Below are 19,919 nucleotides of genomic sequence, written 5' to 3' on the forward strand. Positions count from 1 at the left end.
TTCCCGTTCCCCCGCGGAGTCACAAGGCCGCCGAAGAGGGGCTCTACTCGCAAAGCACATTCTGAAAGGATTGAACATGCGTCGGGACCAGCACCTTTCCTCTGTTGGCGGGATGCTGCCGGACTGCTCCAGTGCTGTCCTTCGGCGTCCACGACCGCGTCAGTACTTCGCGGGCACCGTGCGCGTGCCGTATATCGCTCCCTGGACGGGAGAAAACGCGCCACCGGCCACGATCACGACGCGACTCGGCCGCGGCGGAATGGGGATCGGCTACGCGGACGAATACGGCATTGCTGAGCGAAGGCGGGGCGCGCTGTGGATCCGGGTGCCGGTCAAGCCTGGGGCTGGTGCACCACTGCTCGACCGTGTGCACGCCTTGCGTCAGCGGCAGGCGATGAATTTCATGCTGTGTCAGTGCTGCGGCCGACCCACTGATGACCGACGCGATGGACGGCGTCTCTTCCTGCTGCACGCAGGGACCGGCAGGCCGATCACAGATGGAGAGAGGACCACCGCGCCACCTGTATGCGAAGGCTGCGCGGTCGAGGCATGGGGCCCTCCCTCGGCGCGGAGGGGGTGTGTAGCGGTGTTGGTGGAGGAGGCTGCGGCCTGGGGTGTGGCTGGTGTTGGGTACGCACCCGCGACCCTCAGGCCGGTGCCCGGCGAGCACGGCGAGCGGTTCACGTTCGTGGCCTACGACGACCCGCGGCTTCGTTGGACACTCGCCTGCCGCGAAGTCGTCGCGCTCCACGGCTGCACGGTCGTGGACCTTGACGGCCTGACAGAACGCACCGTCGCCTGAGCCGTCCAGGTCCATCCCCCGTTCCATCGCACCAATACGCATCGAAACGAGAAAGGGTCATTGTGGTCAGCCAACCGCCACGCCGTCTGAAGCTCTCTGCCCGTGAGCGGGAAGCCCTCCAGCTCATAGCGGGCGGTATGACTCCGGCAGAAGCGGCCACGGAAATGGGGGTGTGTACAGCTAGGGTGACCGACTGCCTGCGGTACGCCTCAGCGAAGCTCTGCTCACCCGAGCGGCCGGGTGCCGTACATCGGGCCTACCTGCTGGAAGAAATCCCCCCGCCCGAGCACACAAACGACGGTGTGAACCTCGTGCTGAGTATGGGGCAGCTCGATGTTCTCCGCGATTTGGCGGGAGGCCAGGATCCGGGATGGATCGCTGCGAACGGCGGAGTGTCCGCGGACATCGTGCGTAGGGATGTGCGTGAGCTAATGGCACTGATGGACGCCAGAACCACGGTGCATCTTATTCGCCGTGGCTGGGAGCTCGGCCTGCTTGGACCGGCACGGGATGAAGTGTCCAGGCTCGCGCCTGTCCGGAGTCCTGGGTGAAATCCGGACAGGACTAGTGCGCGCAGCTACTCACAGGTAGTTCGCCCTCGACTCTTAGAGACTCGACTCAGCCGCTCATCCATCACCATCGTAGCCGGAGCTTCTTCGGCGACCGTCATTAAGTATGAGACAGCGTCTTTTAGGAATTCAGCCATGACTGCCAAGTTGGAAGGCATCCCTCGTGTGCCGCGAGGGAAGAGGCTTCTCGGGAATGACCGTGAACGCGTCCGCGAGATCGTTAGCGTCGTCTATAAAAGCAACCCCAACGTGAGTATTCGGGATATAAGTGAGGCTACGGGACGCTCATTCGGGTTTATTCACGAGCTACTCATCGAAGCAGGCGTAGAGCTGCGCTCACGCGGCGGATCATACGCTTTGCGAAAAGGCGCTGGAGATTGAGAAAGTCGGCAAACCGAGAGCAATGCGGTCATGAGACCGAGGGCACTCCGCGCGCTCGAATGGCTGGCCTGTCGAGGGGAGATGGTGACGATTACTGCTCCGAGTATGGTGCAGAGCCGAGTCGGTGTGCTCAACAAGGCTTGTGCGATTCTCGCTGTGCTGGAAGAGGGGCCGACGTGTCTGGGGACTGTGGTTTCAGAAACCGGCCTGAAGCGTTCCACGGCGCACCGACTGGTTCTCGCTATGGAGGAGCTGGGCCTGGTCAAAGTCGACCCGCAGGGGCAGTTCATCGTCGGTCCGAGGCTGATCCGTCTGGCAATGGCGGCGCAACGGGCGATCGCTGACCTTGAACTGCGGCAGGAACTCGGCGCACTGCGGGCCACAACCGGCGTACGGTCCGTCCGTCTTGAACAGCGTTGCGGCGATCAGCGGATCTGTATCGCCGAGGACCAGCGACTCAAGTCGGCGGCCAGTGGACGTAATCCAGCCAGGGCGGTGGCGATGGGGGAAGACCCCGTCTCACGGGTCTTCCTCGCATGGCGGGGGCTCGGCCAGGGCCATGCAGTGTGGAGCGATGCCGCTGCGTGCTCCGGGACACGGTGTCGCGGCTGGGTGCAGGGTGTTGCCGACGGGTGCCTGGTTCTGGCGGTGGCGGTGGGAGGCGGCGATGGGGACTTGCCCGCTGTCCTGTCGCTGTCCAGTCCCTTGCAGCGGACACGCCGCGAAGCCTCGTACGGCCGCGAGGTGATCACGGTCGCGATGGAGGCTGCCGCCCGCATCTCTAACCGTCTCCGTGCCATGGAGGCGACCGGTCTGGTCAAGGGGCTGGAGGAGCGCGCCCGGCGAGTCGGACCACAGTCCGTTACGGACGAACCGGTGTGACACCCAAAAGGCAAGGTGACGGCCAACACTCCGCGGGCACCGACAGATAGGTTGCCCCGGCCAGCCATGGCTGGCCGGGGCAACCGGCAGAAGCCCTCTCGCGGCAAATGCACCGAGCACCAGCAGCTCACTCACCTCGCCAAATTCCTATCTCGCTCCCATAGGGAGACCCCGAATGGGCTGCGGGGGCAGTTTTCCGCTACCAGTCACTACGAAAGGTGTGGGATGAAGACCTCATACGTCGTTCTCACCGCTGCCGCTGTTGGTATTGCGCGTCTTGTGCAGTCCGAGAGGCAGAACCGGCAGCGGCTCGCCCTTCATGCCGAGGAGATACACCAGGAGCTGATCTCCGATGCGCTGTCCGATCCCGAGCTGCGGGTGATGTGGACAGCCCCCGGCGAGCTACCCGACGAGGAGTACAGGGAGATCCTGCACTGCAATCGGCTGATCAGCCTCCTGTCGGTCAAATTCCGGGCCGGGCTGCTCGATGGGGCTTCCTTGAGGGTCCAAGCGCGGTGGGTGATGGCACGCCAAGCCGGCCGGACGTATTGGGCGACGCTCGGGGGCTTCCGCGAGGAGGAGGCGGCGGACCGTGTCGACCGCGCCTTCAACGCGATCTTGACCGACGAGCATTGCGGCCATGGTGGCCGTTGACGCGGTAGCCACCTGACCGAATGCCCCGTGCTGCCGCGAACCGGTACGGCCGGGCTGGGCGCTCGGTCCGTGGCAGCCCTCGGCGGCCGCTTCTTGGTGAGGCGAGAGGCGGCCGGGCTCAGCGTCCCTGCCGGCCGGCCACGGCCGCGACTGCACATCCCAGGAGAATCATGCTCACACCTCTCAGTCTCTCCGGTCTCGAGGAGGCGTACCTGTCCTTATTGAGGCTGGTATTCGAGGACCACGATCACCACATCTCTGCCCGTGGAAACGACGCCCATGAGGTGATCGGCGCGAGCTTCCGGTTGTCGGAGCCGCGCCGGCGACTGCCGTTCCTGGCAGCGCGTAAGGTGAACCCGGTCTTTCACTTCGCCGAAGCGCTCTGGTACCTGGCTGGCCGCAGGGACCTGGAGATGATCGGCTACTACGCGCCGTCCATGCGCTCCAGTTCCCGGGACGGCATCCATCTGGGTGGTTCCGCGTACGGTCACACGATCTTCAACCCGGCCGACGGCGACAGGCTGTCGCCCTTTGACCGTGTCCTGGAGCTGCTCCGCGGCGAGCGGGACAGTAAGCGGGGTTACATTCCCGTCTTCGCCGCTGACGAGCTCGCGGTCAGTGACAACCCGGATATGGCGTGCCTGGCCGGGCTGCACTTGATGGTGCGGGACGAGCGACTGCACATGGTCTGCTACATGCGGGCCAACGATCTCGACTGTGGTCTGCTCTCGGACGTCTTCAGTTTCACCATGCTGCAGGAGTTCGCGGCCGTCCAGCTCGGTCTTGAGCTGGGCTCCTACACCCACTTCATCGGCTCGGCCCACATCTGCGACCGCAACGCCGACCGTGTCCACCGAGTCCTTCTGGAAGCCGTCACCCGGTCCGCGCCGATCCAGTTCCCGTTCCCGGCGATGCCATCGAGCACCACCGAAGCGACTGTGGCGCGCGTCCTTGAGCACGAGGAGGCGCTGCGCACGAACAAGGCCCACTACAGTGCGGCACATATCGAGGCATCAGGTCTCGATCCATACTGGCAGCAGGCTCTGGCGCTGTTCGAGGTCTATCGGCAGATCCAGCACGACCACGCGGACACGGTGAACCCCGAGGTGCTCAATGCTCTGGATCCGGGCCTGCGGTGGCTCGTCGGCCACCGCTGGTCGGCCTGCGCTGCCGCCGTGGACGGGGGTGAGGTGTGAGCCGGAAGCCACGGAGCGGCGCCGTGGTCGACGGCATCGACTTCGACTGCTGGGCGGTCATCCTGTGCAAGCCGGACTGCGTAGAACGCGGCCTGGTCCCGCGCGTGCTCGACATGATCCGCGCCTCTGGCGTCACCGCCACGGACCTCATGGACCTTGTGGCGCAGCCATGGCAGGCCCACGTCGTGTACCGCGATCTGCTCGCAGACGCCGAGCGTGCCCCCCGTGATCTGCCGACCTACCTCGACGAGGCGTTCGCCCACCGCCTGGTGTCCGTGGCACTCGCCCACGGTGAGCCCGGTATCCACGCCCGGCTGCGGCAACTCGTCGGGCGCACCGACCCCGCGATGGCCGTGGCCGGGACGATCCGCGGCGACCTCGGAAACGACAGTCTGGCCGCGGCGCTCGCCGAGCGGCGCCTGGTCCGCAACCTAGTGCATACCAGTGACGATCCGTGCGCCGCGCGCCGCGACTTCGCCACCTGGTACAGGGACGGCCACCGCCCCGCCGATCCCGACTTCGAGCGGTGCTCGGTCATCCTGTGCAAGCCCGACGCGGTCGAGCGCGGCCTGGTGGACGCCGTCCTGGACCGGATCGGCGCAGCCCAGGTCGCGGTGTCGGGTCGGCTTGACCTGACCGTCCAGGCGTGGCAGGCGCACGTCCACTACTGGGACCTGCTGGTGGACGCCGACTGGTTCCCGGGCCGCGACATCCCCGCCTGCCTGGACGCGGAGTACGCCAACCGCCTCGTCACGGTGGCACTGGCCCACGGAGAGCCGGGCGTGCACCACCGCCTTCGTCAGCTCTTGGGGCACTTCGACCCCACTCGGGCCGCGCCCGGCACCATTCGCGGTGACCTCGGGGAGGACAGTCTGAGCGTCGCGCTCGCCGAGCGGCGCCTGGTCCGCAACCTCGTGCACACCAGTGACGACCCGGACGCCGCGCGCCGCGACTTCGGCACCTGGTACGGCGCCCATCGCCGCGCCCTGCTTTCCTCACTGAGCCCCCCGCGCCAGCACAGGTCTGTCGACACCTGACGCCATTCCCTCGAACTGGAGGCATCATGAGCGAGCCGTACCAGCAGCGCCCCTTACCGATCCTCCCCGCGGAAAAGATCGGGGGGCTGAAGCCCGCCCTGGCGGACGTGATCGAGTACCGCAAGTCCGGGCTCTCGCTGAACTGGATCATCGGCTGCCCGCTGGACTGCGGATACTGCATCCGGCACACCTTCGACAACTTCGAGATGAAGGTCCCCCGCCGACTGATGAGCGACGAGGCGGCGGTCACCGCGCTCGTGGAGCATCCGTACTTCCGGCCGCACACCACGCCTCTCCAGCTCCTGAACCGAGCGACCGACCCCATGCTGCCGGCCGTCAAGCCGCACCTGTTCACCGTGCTGCGGCACCTGGACGATCGGGGCCTGACCAACCATGTCCTGGTCATCACCCGCTGGCGCGTTGGCGCGGAGGACTGCGCGGTCCTCAACAGCTTCGAGAACCTGCGCCTGACCGTGCTGGTCACCCATTCGGGCATCGACCACGAGGCCATCGAGCCGATGGACTCTCAGATCGCCGCCGAGAGCCTGCGCACCCTCTACGAGCACGCCGAACGGTACCGCGCCGTCCTGTACTGGCGGCCGATCGTCCCCGGTCTCAACGACTCCGACGCCCATCTGGAGCGGGCGCGCGAGCTGTCCCGGCACGCGCACGCCACTGTCTTCACCGGCCTGTTTTACCGCCAGGAGATCGCCGCCTACTACCAGGCGCACGGGCTGCCCGTGCCGTACGAGGACACCGCCCGGCGCAAGATCCTCCCCGAGGCGGCCGAGCGGCGGGTGCTCGATGCCTTCCGCACCCCCGCCGACGTCTCCGCCCCCTGGGGTGCGCTGTTCCGTAAGACGAGCTGTGGCGTGGCCTACGCCCATGGAGAGGCCGACTACAACGGCCACTACGGCATCTGGGAACTATGCGATATCTGCCCGCAGAAGCAGGTCGCGTTGTGCGACTCGGCCTGGCGCAAGCCTGACTTCACGGATGTCACTGAAAGCGCCCGAGCCCTTGGCGCGACGGGGCCCGTTGAGATCACTGACCGGGCCATCATCGTCGAGGGTCTGGACGAGCCGCCGCGCTACTACCTCCAGCACGGCTACGGCTACCAGTGCCACGACCGCGAGAAGCCTCACCACTACCGCCAGCACGGCCGTGCCCCCATCGGCTGGCCGGCGGAGAACGGAACACCCGCACCATGAACTTCGCCACCTGGCCCGCCCTGTTCGTCGTGGACGTCGAAGGCAACGGTGCCAACCCGCCCGACCTGGTCGAGGTGGCCGCCCTACCCGTGCGCGACGGCGAGCCGGACACCAGCACAGCCGGAGCGTGGCTCATCCGCCCACCCCGGCCCGTCACCCCCCGCGCCGCCAGCATCCACCGGCTGACCAACGGACTTCTGGCGCAATCCCCTACGTGGAGGGAGATCGCCGAGCAGGTCCACGGGCTCCTGGGCAAGGCATGGATCTGCGCCCACAACGCACACACGGACTACCGAGTGCTCAAGGCGCACCTGCCGAACTGGGAACCGGCCGGAGTGCTCGACACACTCCGCCTGGCCAAGGCCACGTACAAGGAGCTGCCCGGCTACAGCCTTGACGCCCTGATCAAACACACCGCGCCGGACCTCACGGCCGCTCCCGCCCAGCGACACCGTGCCACCTACGACGCCTACGCCACGGCACAGCTCCTCATCAGCATGGCCCGCCACTACGACAGCTGGGACCAGCTCGTCGCCGCGGCCGTGCCGCCCGGCCTGCCAGGCGCCCCGGAACCAGAAAAGGACCCCACTCTGTGGTGACCCACCAACCACCCATCCGCATCGGCGTGCTCGGCACCCACTCCACCGGCAAGACGACCCTGCTCAAGCGGATCCAGATGGAATTGCGCGGCCACGGGCTCACGGTGGCCCGCACCGGCCGACTCGCCAAACGCGCCGCGGCCATCGGCCTGCCGAAAATGCAGCACCACACCGCTGCCTCCACCGAGTGGATCATCACGCAGGGCATCGCCGACGACATCGCCGCCGCAGCACAAGGCGCCGCCGTCGTCCTTGTCGACCGCGCCTCCTTCGACGCCCTCGCGTACTACCACGCGGCCCTTGAGCACCGCAGCGAGCACGCTCACCGGCTGGAGAGGGAACGCCTGCGGCTCCTTGCCTCGACGCAGGCACCGAAGTACGACCTCCTCCTGGCGACCGTGCTGGACCCGGACGCACCCGTCGACCAGAGCCACGACTACGACCACCGCTACCGCCTCCTGGTCGACCGCCACGTCCACGGCCTTTTGGCAGACGACGGGAACCCGCACCAGCGCGTCACCAGCGACCACGAAAGTCAGACCCGCGCCATCGAACGCGCCCTTCAGCTCTGCCTCCAGGAGGCCGCGATATGACCATCACGCTGCCCGCAGGCACCATCACCATCGCCGGGAAGACCGTCTCCCGGCTCGGCTTCGGCACGATGCGCCTGACCGGCCCCGGCATCTGGGGCGACCCAGCCGATCGCGCCACCGCGCTCACCGTGCTCCGCCAAGCCGTCCACACCTACGGCATCACCCACATCGACACCGCAGACGCCTACGGTCCCCACACCGTCGAACACCTCATCCGCGATGCCTTACACCCGTACCCCGAGCGCGTACTGATCGCGACCAAAGTGGGCCTGGCCCGTCCCGCCCCGGACACCTGGGTCCCGCATGGCCACCCCGTCTACCTGCGCGCATGCGTCGAGGCGAGCCTACGGCGACTGGGCATGGACCGGCTCGAACTCTGCTACCTCCACCGCATCGACCCCGACGTGCCCCTCCCGGACCAGATCGGCACACTCCAAGCCCTGAAAGACGAGGGCAAGATCGGGCACATCGGCCTGTCGAAGGTCACACCCGAGCAGATCCGCACAGTCACCAATGACATCACCGTCGCCGCCGTGCAGAACGTCCTCAACATGAGCGGGGACCGGCACGACACCGCACTCGAACTCTGCCGCGACCTCTCCATCCCTTATGTGCCGTACCGGCCCCTCGACGCTGGCACTCTCGCACGGCAGAGGCATATCGACGAAGGTCTCAACTGGCTGCTTCGCCTCGGGAACCACGTCGCACCCATCCCCGGCACCAGCTCTCCGGAACACCTCCGCCAACTCGTCACCGTCGTGACGGGCGGGCAGTTATGACGCGAACACCCACGCCGGCCACCGCGAATCCGGCTGACCGCCAGTGGCACATGCGGAAGGTAGCTCCCCACGAGAACTGGCGGCCACCGCTGGTAAGAGCGTCTTTGCTCGTGCCCGTCGAGACCAGCCACTTACTCGTCGCCAGGCTGCGCGATGACCTGCTCGTGCCGTGCGGCCCTGCTCACAGCGGGCAGGCACCGGAGCAGGCCGCCTCAAATGTCCTCCTGGGAGCGCCGAGCGGTATACCTGTCCTTCGGTGGGTCCGTTGACTGGGTTCAGATGCAGCGCTTGAGGGCGTGCCGGAGATGGGGCGTCCGGCACGCCGGGGTTAGGCGGTGGCCGAAGTCGAGGGGCCCAAGGCGACGATGTATGGGATGCATACAAGGGCCGCAAGGATGATCATCAGGGTCGCTCGACGAAAGCCGGTCGGTGGCACGTGCACCTCTCCTCGGATCCATGGATGGATATGCCACAGGCTGGATGCGGCAGCCTGTGGCTGCACTTGGCCCACCTAGTTGATCATGGAATGAGGGTCTCCCGCAAATCACACGATAGGTTGTGCATCAACTGCCCTTTTTTGCCTCACAGGTATCCTGGCCAGCATGTTCGGGCGGCGGTGACGGCTGACACCCCGTGCGGGGCGCTTACGTTCCGTCGGAGAGGCTGTGCCTTTGTCGTGTGCTGGCCAGTGCCGCGAGGGTTTCGGTCTCTTCGGACGGGGCGTTGAGTTGCTGGCTGAGAGCGAGGCTGGCTGTCAGGTGGGCGCGGGCCTGGGTGAGTCGTCCGGTGGAGTGTTCGGCTTCGCCTAGTGCCCGGAGGGCCTGGCATTCCTCGAGGGCTGCGTGAATCGTGCGGGCTATGGTGAGTGCGGCGGTGTGGTGGGGGAGGGCTTGCTCGCTGTGGCCGGTGGCGTGGAGGGCGCGCCCGAGGCCGTTGCGGGCGATGGCCTCACTGCGGCGGTCGCCGATGCTGCAAAGCACGGGCAGGGCACTGTTGTATAACTCAAGGGCTTCGTGCGGCTTGCCGTGTGCGCGCAGGGTGTCCGCCAGGTTCATCTGGAGCATGGCGTGCTGGCTTGTGCTGCCCAGGCTTTGTGCGATCTTGATCGATTGACGGTAGGCGCTGATGGCGTTGTCCAGACGGCCAGCTTCCTTGTATAGCTCAGCGAGGTTGTTGAGCGCGATGAATTGACCTCGCCGATCGTCGACATCACGGAATCGGGCCAGGCCTTCGAGGAAGAATTTGAGTGCGTCCTTGTGCCGCTCGAGGCGGAGACTGAGCATGCCCAGAAGATTGAAGCTCCTGCCCTGCTGAAGCCGGTCGGTCTTTTGTAACCGGATGTGCAGAGCGCGCTGCTGTTGGTGAAACGCTTCCGTGTGCCGGGCGGTGTGCCAGAAGGAGATGGATAGCTGGTGGAGGGCTTCGGCTTCGAGGTCTTCGTCGTGCGCTTTCCGGGCCAGCTCCAGGGCTTTTTGGGCGCTGTGGATCGCCTCTTGGTAGCTGCCGGCGTTGGCACAGATACCGCTGAGGTCGATCAAGGCCCGGCCGTGCGCCTGTTGATCGCTGGTGTTCTGCCAGTGGGCAACCGTTGCTCTCAGGATTGGAACTGCTGTACGCAGATAGCCCTCGCTGCCCAGAAAGCCGGCCAGCGTGTGGGCCAGCAGGGCGAGTTGGTGCGATGAGCCGTGGGTGCGGGTGTACTCCAAGGCGGCCAGGAGGTTCGGCCCCTCGGTGGTGAACCACTGGTGAGGGTCGGCCGCATGCCGTGCTGGTGCGGTAGGGGGATCGGGCAGGGGGATGCGCAGGCGGTGAGGGTAGGCGCGGCGGTCTGCCTGGTCGGCGCTGTGCAGATAGTGGTCGAGGAGGCGCTGGAGAGCGTGCTGGTTGTCGGCCTGCGCATCGCCCCCGGCCAGGGTGGAGGCATATTCGCGCAGGAGGTCATGGAGCCGGTAACGATGCGGAGCGGGCTCCGAGATCAAATTGGCGGAGAGGAAATCCTCTAAGGCGCGCTCCGTCTCTCCGAGTGAGAGGTTGGTAAGCGCCGCGGTGGCTTCGGGGCTGAACTCGGTGCCAATGTGTAGACCGATGCGGCGGAAAACCATTTGCTGTGCAGGGGGGAGCGTACGGTAGGAGATGTCGAACGCTTGTGCCATCGCGTAATGACTGTCTCGGAGTTCAGGCAGCCGTCCACTCGCGAGGCTGAAGCGCCCCACGAAGTCGGAAATGCTCCAGGAAGGACGGGCGAGTAGGCGTCTGGTGGTAATGGCCAGAGCGAGGGGGAGGTCTCCGCACAGTCGGGCCAGCGTGGCTGCTTCCGCCGTACTGGGGACTCGCTCTTCCCCCAGTATGCGTTGGAGCAGTGCGACGGAATCCGCGCGGGTCAGCGCGCCCAGTGCGACATGGCGGGCACCAGGGAGACTTGTCAGCTGCTGGCGGCTGGTGACGATGATTGCGGCGGCAGAGTCACCGGGCAGTATGGGGGTGATCTGCTCGGCGTCGGCGGCATCGTCCAGAAGGGCTATGAAGCGGCGGCTGCGGGCTGTGGTGCGCCACAGCGCGACCAGTCCGGGGAGGTCTTGGGGGAGCGTGGCTGAAGGCGCGCTGAGGAGACGTAGGAGTTTTTCGAGCGCTTCGGCGGAAGTCAGGGGAGGCTGGAAGGGAGCGTGGCCGCGCAAGTCTACGAACAGTTGTCCGTCGGGGAAATGATCGCGCATCTGATGTGCGGCATGAATAGCCAGAGCGGTCTTTCCGGAGCCGGGCATTCCGGTGACTGCGGCTGCGGTCACCGGCCCCGTGCTCGTCCCTGTCGTGTTGGTCAATGCGCCGATCAGCTGGTCCATTTCAGCCTGCCGCCCTACCCAGGGCACGTCGGGAGGAAGGGTGTCGGGGGCGGGCGCGAGGGTGCTGCCGTGGGAAGTGGTTGTGCGGGGCAGCAATGCGGTGACTGGTGTGCGGGCCAGGACGCCGCGGTGGATGTGCACGAACTCCTCGCTTGGGTCGGTGCCTGACTCCCGCAGCAGGTGAAGCCGTGTGCGTTGCAGTAAGCGTGCCGCGGCATCGGTTCGGCCGCTTCCGTGGAGCGCGAGGGCAAGCCGCCCGATGAGGGCTTCGTCTGTCGGGTTTCGCTCAGCAAGGGGTTGCAGGCCGACGACAGCTTCAGCGTAGTGTTCGAGCCTCAGCGCGATGTCGGCGCGTAGCAGCGCGGTGGCCAGATTCCTTTCTTCGACGAGGCTGCGCAGGTGAGCGGCCCAGGCGCCGGGCAAGCCGGCCAGAGGCTCCCCGCCCCATAATCGAACGGCTTCCTGTAATGCGTCCAGCGCTTCACGATTGCTGCCGCTGTCGGCCAGCCAGCGGCCCTGGTCGAGCAGGGTGAGATAGCGGCGCAGGTCCACGGTGTCCGGGTCCACCTGAAGCCTGTAGGTGTGCGTGCGACTGATCACGGCGGGAGCATGCGGACCGGCGAGCGCGGACAGCGCCTTGCGGATGCGGGAGATGTGCGCATACAGGGCTTCACGCGGTTTGGCCGGGGGATGCTCGTCCCAGACCCGGTGGACGAGCGTGTCCATGCTTACTGCCCTATCGGCGTCCCATGCCAGTGCGGCAAGAGTCAGTCCCTCCTTGGGCGTTCCGGCCGGGCTGTGATCTTCTCCTGCTCGCAATCCGACTGCGCCCAGCAGCTGTATGCGAAGGTCCACCAGCGACCTCCCGCTGATAGGGCACTTCTCCCATGTGAGAATGACACGGAGTGATGGTCATGGCCATGACTGGATAACGGGAGGTCCGAAATTGCCCTGATGGTGAACGGCTGAGCGGGGCTTCACTCGCAGGGAAAGCAGTGACCGGGGAGTGGCTGTATGTGAACTCCGCTGCGTGCAGCCTGACCGGCATGATGGGTAGGCCAGGTCGAGGGGGAGACGCGTGAGGGAAACAGAGTTCGCCACGGAGCTGTTATCGGCCATGATTTCTAGCAGGCCTCTGCACAGTTCACCAGCGGGACGAGCCCTGCGTACCCTCGTGAGTGCAAGGTCCGATCCTCGCGGGACGCTTGTCCGGCAGTGGGAGGAAGCCTCCCGTGCCGAAGACCCCCTCCCCATGCTCCTGCAACTGTCGAGCTCCCTGGCTCGGTACGCGGCCACCGACCCCACGTGGCAAGCCGATTTGGAGATCTGGCTGCGACAACATCACTTATCACCGACGGAGGAGACGCACAACAGCATCGGCGGATCCGCCCACCTGCACGGTCCGACCCTCCAGGCAGGCGCGATCCACGGAGGCGTGCACTTCCACCACACCGGCCATCCCGCCTCCCAGCCCGCGCAAGTGGTGCCCCGGCAACTGCGCTCGGTCCCCGCACATTTCACCAACCGCCGTAAGGAACTGAGCGCCTTGCACGGCATCGCCGGATCCCGGCAGAAGACGGGAGCACCGGCACTGGCGGTAATCTGCGGCCCGGGCGGGGTGGGGAAGACCGCGCTGGCGTTGCGCTGGCTGCACGAGGTGGCGGACCAGTATCCCGACGGCCAGCTGTACGCTGACCTGGCAGCAGACTCCTTTGGGGAACCGGTGCTGACCGGCTCGATCTTGGGGGGATTCCTGCGAGCTATGGGCATCCCAGGGCAGCAGATACCGGCCGAAGCCGACGAGGCTGCCGGTCTGTTCCGCTCCACCACCGCTGGCCGGCGCATCGCCATCCTGATGGACAACGCTGTCTCCGCCGCCCAGGTGAGAGCGTTGCTGCCTTCCGCACCGCTGAGCACGGTGGTGGTGACCAGCCGGTGGCGCCTGGGCGGCCTGACCATGGACGGCGCCACCTATCTCCCCCTGGCCCCCATGCGCGGGAAAGCAGGCAGAGAACTGCTGAAGCGAACCATCGGGGAACAACGGGTCGCAGCAGAAGCGGACGCGGCAGCGGGCCTGGTGTGCTTATGCGCAGGACTGCCCATCGCGTTATCCATCGCAGGCGCCCGCCTGGTGATGCGCCCTGAATGGCCCATCGCCCGAGTCGTACGGGAGCTGTCGGACGAACAGCGCAGGCTGAAGGCGCTGTCGGTGGAGGAAGCAACGGTCATGAGCGTCTTCGACCTCTCCTACGACGGGCTGCCCCCCAACGCGGCCCGCGTCTACAGACTGCTGGGCCTTCACCCGGGTCCGGACATCTCCCTCGAAGCGGCCGCCGCAGCAGTGCACCTGCCGGTCGACGACACCGCCGCATTGATGGAAAGCCTCGTCGATGCGAGCATCTTGGAGACTGGCGAAGACGACCGGTACCGCTTTCACGACCTGATCCGCCTCCACGCCCGGCAGCGCGCCGAGGTTGAGGACAGCAGCAGCGACCGTAGCGAGGTCATCCATCGGCTCCTGGAGTTCTACGTCTCCTTCACCACAGCCGCCGACCGGCTCGTGACGCCACTGGACTGGCACTTGCGTCCCGCCCATCCGCTCCAGGACAGGCCGTCCGCCTTTGCAACGCGCCGCGAGGCGCTCGAGGCGCTGGAGAGAGAACTGCCGAACCTGATGGCGGTGATGCGAGCCGGCTACGAGCACGGGTGCGACACCCTGGTATGGCAGCTGGCCGAGGCCATGTGGTCAATGTTTCTCCACCGCAAGCACTTCCCGGACTGGATGGCCGCCTATCAACTCGGCATCGAGGCCACGACCCGCTGCGCCGACCCCGCCGCCCGGTCCCGCATGCACCATCACCTGGGTTTCGCCTTCCACAACCTCAGCCGGGCCGAAGAGGCTCTCCAGCAGGGCTTCGCCTCGCTCACGGCGGCGCGCGAAGCAGGACACGAACTTGCTCAAGCAGAAGCCCTCGGGCTGGTAGGGATGGCATACCGTTCCCAGGGGCGCTTCGATGAGGCCATCGAGGCGCAGCAACAAGCGATCGCACTCGACTACAGGGCTGGCCGGGTGCGGTCAGAAGCCCTCGGCCGGCGCAGGCTCGGCCAAGCCCTATGTGCCGCAGGAAGGATCGAGGAAGCGATTGACCAACTCACCCAGGGCCGCAACCTGGCTGCCTCGCTGCCTGACAACCTTGTCAAAGCAATGACCACAGTCTGGCTCGCGGACGCACTCACCCGCGCCGGCCGCCCTAGGGAAGCGGTTTCGATGGCACAGGAAGCCTGGTCAACTCTCGCCGAATCCGGCTCCAGCCAGTACCGGGCTCAAGCCCTGATGGTGTGGGGTGAAGCCGCCGAAGAACTGCAGGACCTGGTGACCGCCCGTGACCGTCTCCGACAATCACGGGCTTTCTACCTGGAGGCCGGTGTGCCGAATCTGGACCGCATCAACGACGCGCTCAACAGGGTCCAAGCACAGCTCGACGACGGCTTTGGCCACTCACCCCCGTGACGGAGTCCGGACCGCCAACCGGAGAGGTCGGACGAGCTGAGCTAGCCGGTACCCGGCAGTCAGCCAAGGATGAACGCACACCCCGCACATTGGCACGCGCTCGGGCTCGTGGTGTACGAGAACCCGTTCCGCGCGCGTGCGGAACACCGTCCCGGATCCGTGCGCCGGCACCGTGACAAGAGCGCATCCGGGAGCGTCGGCTAACCGGGCCTCGGCCACCGCGACAGCGCAACTGGCCGTCGCCCGGGGAAAGCCGGTCACCACATCGGCAATCTGCCTCCACCGTGGCGCAGCTCCTTCAGCGACCACCAGAAACCGGTCAGCGACCATACACAGGCACTCATGCCGCGACTTCATGCCCGCGCTCCAGACCCACACTCCGACACCCGCGTCACCCCGGCTGTGCTGCCGACAGCAGCTGACCCCCAAGCCCCTGGCGTCACAGTGGACCATCAGATGAGCGATGAGCGCGTGTTGGCACTTCATGTCATTCATGCCCCCTCCGCAAGGTCGATGCGCTCATCGCTGCCGATGGGAGTGGGCAGAGGCACCGGAGCGACGGTGAGCGTCCGGTCCGGCTCGGGCAGATCCAGCAAGCGGTACATGGTGCGCCTCAGGATCTGTGCGGCCTGCCCCGGTCGGGAGGTGATCATCCCGGCTACGTACCTCTGCTGGATCCGAGAGCGCCTGTGCATGGCCGCACGCAGCTGTCCTGAAAGAGGCCTGTCCAGCCGCAGCCGAACAGCTTCGCGACCCACCATCTCCGCCAGACTGCCCAGGCGTAGAAAACACTCCTGCACCGGAGGCGCCAGCACTACCGGAGCACCGATCGCCGCACCGTAACTGGTCACCGACCCGTGATCCCCGATGACCACATCAGCGGCAACCAACGCGGCCCGCCACCCCTCCTGCGGCGGTAACAACAACAAACCCGCACGCAGACAGTCCACCAACCACGCCCGCACCTGCCAGGCTCCGTGAACCCCCCAGATGTTGGGATGCAAGACCGCCGCCACCCGATACTTCTCCGGCGGCAACTCGACCAGCAGCCGGTCCAGCAGATCCGGATGACTTCCCCAGGCAGACTCCGGCTGCCAAGTCGATGTCACCACCACCAGCCTCTGGCCCGCACGCACGTCCAAGGCCTGCCGATAGTGCTCACGCAGCGGCACACTTGCTACCAACCGATCGAAACACACATCACCCGTCACCACCGCCACCGGTAGCGCCTCAGGGCACGACTCACGCAGCACCGCGAGCTCATCGTCATGAGTGAGTGACAGCGCGGTCGGCAGCAGCCGTCCACGATGCATCAGTGTTCCGCGATCCAGACCGTGCGTCGGAAGCGCCTGCAAACCGGCACTTCGTGCACGCAGCCGGGACGGCATCACACCAGCTCCATGCGGCAGCAGCATCACCTTCCCGTGCAACTGCTCCACTGCGACCTCACTGGCAGCCAGCACCAGATCGAACTCACACTGAACGGCCTGCTGCCACGGCAGAAGAAAGCCCCCCTGCGCCCGCACGAACTCTTCCGCGCCATGGCACACCGCGCCATTCGACACGGGTGCGACGGTGAACATCACACAAACACGGTGATCCGCTCCCAACAGCGCGAGAACGTCCATCAGCCGAATACCGGCAACCATAAACGGCACGACCACCAGAACGGTTCGGCACCCCGTACGAAGCACTCGGCTGTGCGCGCCTAAGCCAACAGGACCATTCAGCCATAAAGCCCCTGACATCACAGACCACCGCCCACACCATGAGTGGACGTAATGTCCCCGAATACAGGGGACGGGGCGTCAACCAGGCGGTGCACACGCGCCACCGCGGACAGGAGAACCAACGCGCCCCCGCGCCCCCGCGTGGATATCCACTGGCTTCGGCCGTCCGATGCAGACCTTGAACGCCTGCGCATTGCAAACACGACATCCCCCTGAGCGTCGACTACCTCTCGAGGGGAGTTCCCGCACCTGTCCGCCAGATTGCTTGCATAGGCCTTGCGGAAACCTTGCCGCCGATATGGCATGCCGCTGAGCGGCTTGTTGGCGCTCGCATCTCACATGCCGTTGTCGGGTTGATCACATGGCGTACGGCGACCCTAGCGCGAGTTCGTCCAGGTTTTTGTTGCTCTCTTCGAGATGCGCATACGGGAGAACGGAATCTCCCCGCCGCGCTGGTGTCCGTTCCCCCGACCTCTGGAAGCGTGCTGTGGAGGCGTTGGTGAACGAGGAGTCCATTGCGTAGCTGGCCCGCTGCGGCTTCTTCGGCGTCCGGTGGGGTGTTCATGTGCAGTGTGTCGCTTGTCGAGCGTTCGCGAGCAGTTCCTCGCGGGCGGCGGGTTCGGACATTGGGGGTCGGGTGGACCACTGGCCGCGTAGTTCCTGCACGATGCGGGTGACTTCCTCGGCCTGGGCGAGCAGCCTGTCGTTGAGTGTCTCGACAGCGCCGCCGGTGTCGGGTCCGGTGACGAGGACTGGGCCGTAGAGGAGGTAGGGCAGGTTCAGCCCACGCCAGGCACAGGCGAGTGCCCAGGCTGCTGGGTTCACCGGTAGCCGCCTCCCGGCTCCGTTGCCGTGGACGTGCAGGAGTGCTTGCCGGTGGTAGACGGCCCGGTCCGTGGTGCCTCCGATCAGGCTGCGGATCATGTGGTGTTGCGTGGCCTGATCTGTTGGGAGGGCGAGGCGTAAGGAGGTGGCGTCGGGGTTGATGCGTAGTGCGCGCACGTTCGCCGGGTACCGGTCAGGCTGCATCGGGTCTGTGTCAGTTTGGTGTCGCTTGTGCTGGTCAGCGCCACGCCAAGGACCGGCGGGAGTGGGAGCCTGATGAGCCTTCCCTGGATGCTGGGCATCATCTCGCCCTGTCTGGTCGGTCACAGCACCTCCGGGTGGAATGGGGTGTGCGCGGAGGATTCCGTGCTGGATTGATCTTCTGTATCTCGCACCTGGCCTGATGCGTGAGGGAGCTGCATGACGGCACCGGTCAGCCGGAGGAGCGCAGCCGGCGCCGTTTTTGGAAGTCGGGGAGGAGGTGCTCCAGATCGGTGAGTTCCCATGGCAGGCCGCCGTTGTTGCGCTTGATGCCGCGGTCGGCGAGTAGTTTCTTCAGTTCTTCTGCGGTCGGCTCGTGGCCGTGGCTGTCGGCGTGTTCGGCCCAGGTCTCGTAGCAGGGGTATGAAGCGATGTAGCGGCGCAGGGTGCTGGGGCTGATGGCTTTGCCGTTCCTGCCGGTCACTCCACCGTCATAGAGCCACTGGGCGAGCTGGTCTCCGTTGGGCGGTGCACCGTGCTTTTCGCGGTAGGCGCGCCAGGCGGCGTAGTAGCGGTCCGCCACAGTCTCCACAATGGGAGGTTGTTCGCTGGCTTTCTGTTCGGGTTCGAGCGTCTTCAGCGGCTGGCCGGGAGCCACATCGGTCCCCTGCTCCTCCAGAGGTGGCGCAGGCGGCTCAGTATCCGTCTCGATCTGAGGAGCGGAGGCGTCGCCGCTCGTGTGATGCCCGGCAGGCAGCGCGTCGGTTGCCGGATCTTGCCGGCGAGGCTGCGATAACTCCGGGTCCGCCCGGCCCGGCTTCTCCTCATAGCCGGTGCGTGGTTCCCCGCGCTGTTCCGGTATGGCCATGCGGTGGTCATGGCCGTTCATGCCGTGCCAGTCGCTCCGAGAGCGGTTGGCACCGACTGGCTGGCGTTGTTTGAAGTCCTCGACGTAACCGGCCAGCTCGCTGTTGCTGAGGTCGGTCACGCCGTAGGTCTCCCGCAGCCGCTGCCCGAACTGGTATGCGGAGGGGTACTTGCTGTGGTCGGCGAGGAACTGGCGGAAGGTCGCGTAGTAGACCTCCTCGCGCGGCACGTCGTCCGGCAGCTGGTTCAGCCGCTGCTCCGGCTGCGGCTCCTCGTACGCGTACCGCTCGGGCTCGCGCTGCTCCGGTACGTAGACGCCCTGATGGTTCCCCACGCCCTCACCGCCGAGCGGCCGCACCCGGCCGCCGGGCCTGACCGGCACGGTCAGTTGGGGCTGCGGGGGCTGCTGCGTCTGGGGCTGCTGGGGGTGCTGCTGCGGGCCCGGGTCCGCCGCGGCCCCCGGCGCGCCGTACGGGCCCGGCTGGGCCTCCAGGGAGGCGTTTTTGGGCCCCGTCTCGTCCGCCGTGTCCTTCGCGCCCGGGTAGAGCGCGGCTGCTGGCATCAGGGATGGCTCCAGCCCGGCCGCCGCGAGCCCCGCCGGTGCGGTGTCGGTCAGTGGTACCCCGTAGCGTGCCAGTCGCAGCGGCATCAGGGATTCCACGGGTGCCTTGCGGCGCCAGGACCGCCCGTAGTGGGCTCGCAGCCGGGCCTGGTAGATGAGCCGGTCTTGCTCCCGTCTGATGACTTCTTCGTAGCTGCGCAGTTCCCACAGTTTCATCCGGCGCCACAGCCGGAAGGTGGGCACCGGTGCGAGCAGCCAGCGGGTGATGCGGACCGACTCCATGTGCCGGTCGGCGGTGATGTCGGCGATCCGGCCGACCGCGTGGCGGGCGGCCTCGACGGAGACGACGAACAGGATCGGGATCACGGCGTGCATGCCGACGCCGACCGGGTCCGGCCAGGCGACCGCGCCGTTGAAGGCGATGGTGGCCGCGGTCAGCAGCCAGGCGGTCTGGCGCAGCAGCGGGAAGGGGATGCGGATCCAGGTGAGCAGCAGGTCCAGCGCGAGCAGGGCCACGATTCCGGCGTCGATGCCGATCGGGAAGAGGCTGGCGAACGTGCCGAAGCCCTTGTCGAGGGCGAGATCGCGCACCGCGGCGTAGGAACCGGCGAAGCCGATTCCGGCGATCACCACCGCCCCGGTGACGACCACCCCGGCCAGAACACGGTGGCCCCGGCTGA

At 66.5% G+C, this 19,919-nt stretch carries 14 protein-coding genes and 1 pseudogene; 11 read left to right on the forward strand and 4 right to left on the reverse strand.

Annotation, left to right across the window (positions count from 1 at the left end):
• The first annotated feature begins 655 nt into the window (after positions 1-655).
• The 10 genes from ACMTAK_RS52540 (at position 656) to ACMTAK_RS52585 (ending at position 8,703) form a co-directional block, all read left to right on the forward strand.
• Positions 656-802, forward strand: coding sequence for a hypothetical protein (locus ACMTAK_RS52540; protein WP_413812758.1), 147 nt, complete (start codon positions 656-658; stop codon positions 800-802).
• Between the two features lie 704 nt (positions 803-1,506).
• On the forward strand, positions 1,507-1,752 hold the full coding sequence (locus ACMTAK_RS52545; RefSeq protein ID WP_221890261.1) for a helix-turn-helix domain-containing protein: 246 nt from the start codon (positions 1,507-1,509) through the stop codon (positions 1,750-1,752).
• A 105-nt stretch (positions 1,753-1,857) separates the two neighbouring features.
• The gene (locus tag ACMTAK_RS52550) at positions 1,858-2,634 is read left to right on the forward strand and encodes a helix-turn-helix domain-containing protein (RefSeq protein ID WP_413812759.1); all 777 of its coding nucleotides are present in this window, start codon (positions 1,858-1,860) and stop codon (positions 2,632-2,634) included.
• 225 nt (positions 2,635-2,859) lie between these two features.
• A complete protein-coding gene (locus ACMTAK_RS52555) occupies positions 2,860-3,288 on the forward strand; it encodes a DUF6082 family protein (protein WP_413812760.1) in 429 nt (142 codons plus the stop codon).
• A gap of 170 nt (positions 3,289-3,458) precedes the next feature.
• Complete coding sequence (locus ACMTAK_RS52560) at positions 3,459-4,484, forward strand: thymidylate synthase (protein WP_413804355.1); 1,026 nt, start codon at positions 3,459-3,461, stop codon at positions 4,482-4,484.
• 23 nt (positions 4,485-4,507) lie between these two features.
• On the forward strand, positions 4,508-5,521 hold the full coding sequence (locus ACMTAK_RS52565) for a nucleoside-diphosphate kinase (protein WP_413804354.1): 1,014 nt from the start codon (positions 4,508-4,510) through the stop codon (positions 5,519-5,521).
• 26 nt (positions 5,522-5,547) lie between these two features.
• The gene (locus ACMTAK_RS52570) at positions 5,548-6,732 is read left to right on the forward strand and encodes a radical SAM protein (RefSeq protein WP_413804350.1); all 1,185 of its coding nucleotides are present in this window, start codon (positions 5,548-5,550) and stop codon (positions 6,730-6,732) included.
• Positions 6,729-7,331 (forward strand): 3'-5' exonuclease, encoded by a 603-nt coding sequence (locus tag ACMTAK_RS52575; protein WP_413804349.1) that lies wholly within the window; start codon positions 6,729-6,731, stop codon positions 7,329-7,331. Before ACMTAK_RS52570 ends, ACMTAK_RS52575 begins: the two co-directional genes overlap by 4 nt.
• On the forward strand, positions 7,328-7,924 hold the full coding sequence (locus ACMTAK_RS52580; RefSeq protein WP_413804348.1) for an AAA family ATPase: 597 nt from the start codon (positions 7,328-7,330) through the stop codon (positions 7,922-7,924). Before ACMTAK_RS52575 ends, ACMTAK_RS52580 begins: the two co-directional genes overlap by 4 nt.
• Positions 7,921-8,703 (forward strand): aldo/keto reductase, encoded by a 783-nt coding sequence (locus ACMTAK_RS52585; protein ID WP_413804347.1) that lies wholly within the window; start codon positions 7,921-7,923, stop codon positions 8,701-8,703. Before ACMTAK_RS52580 ends, ACMTAK_RS52585 begins: the two co-directional genes overlap by 4 nt.
• Before the next feature lie 644 nt (positions 8,704-9,347).
• On the opposite strand, the gene ACMTAK_RS52590 is transcribed toward ACMTAK_RS52585, so the two are convergent.
• Positions 9,348-12,398 carry an AfsR/SARP family transcriptional regulator gene (locus ACMTAK_RS52590; RefSeq protein WP_413804346.1) on the reverse strand — a complete coding sequence of 1,017 codons (3,051 nt, stop codon included), beginning with the start codon at positions 12,396-12,398 and terminating at the stop codon, positions 9,348-9,350.
• A gap of 397 nt (positions 12,399-12,795) precedes the next feature.
• Here ACMTAK_RS52590 and ACMTAK_RS52595 point away from each other — a divergent pair, with 397 nt between their 5' ends.
• Positions 12,796-15,054: an ATP-binding protein gene (locus tag ACMTAK_RS52595; RefSeq protein WP_413804345.1), complete on the forward strand. Its 2,259-nt coding sequence runs from the start codon at positions 12,796-12,798 to the stop codon at positions 15,052-15,054.
• Between the two features lie 491 nt (positions 15,055-15,545).
• On the opposite strand, the gene ACMTAK_RS52600 is transcribed toward ACMTAK_RS52595, so the two are convergent.
• From ACMTAK_RS52600 to ACMTAK_RS52610, 3 genes and pseudogenes are all read right to left on the reverse strand, one after another.
• On the reverse strand, positions 15,546-16,718 hold the full coding sequence (locus tag ACMTAK_RS52600) for a hypothetical protein (RefSeq protein ID WP_413804344.1): 1,173 nt from the start codon (positions 16,716-16,718) through the stop codon (positions 15,546-15,548).
• 627 nt (positions 16,719-17,345) lie between these two features.
• The gene (locus ACMTAK_RS52605) at positions 17,346-17,708 is read right to left on the reverse strand and encodes a hypothetical protein (protein WP_413804343.1); all 363 of its coding nucleotides are present in this window, start codon (positions 17,706-17,708) and stop codon (positions 17,346-17,348) included.
• 1,033 nt (positions 17,709-18,741) lie between these two features.
• Positions 18,742-19,919: pseudogene (locus tag ACMTAK_RS52610) on the reverse strand (DUF2637 domain-containing protein); the annotation flags it as partial.

The organism is Streptomyces lacaronensis (assembly GCF_047337785.1).
GTDB lineage: Bacteria > Actinomycetota > Actinomycetes > Streptomycetales > Streptomycetaceae > Streptomyces > Streptomyces lycopersici.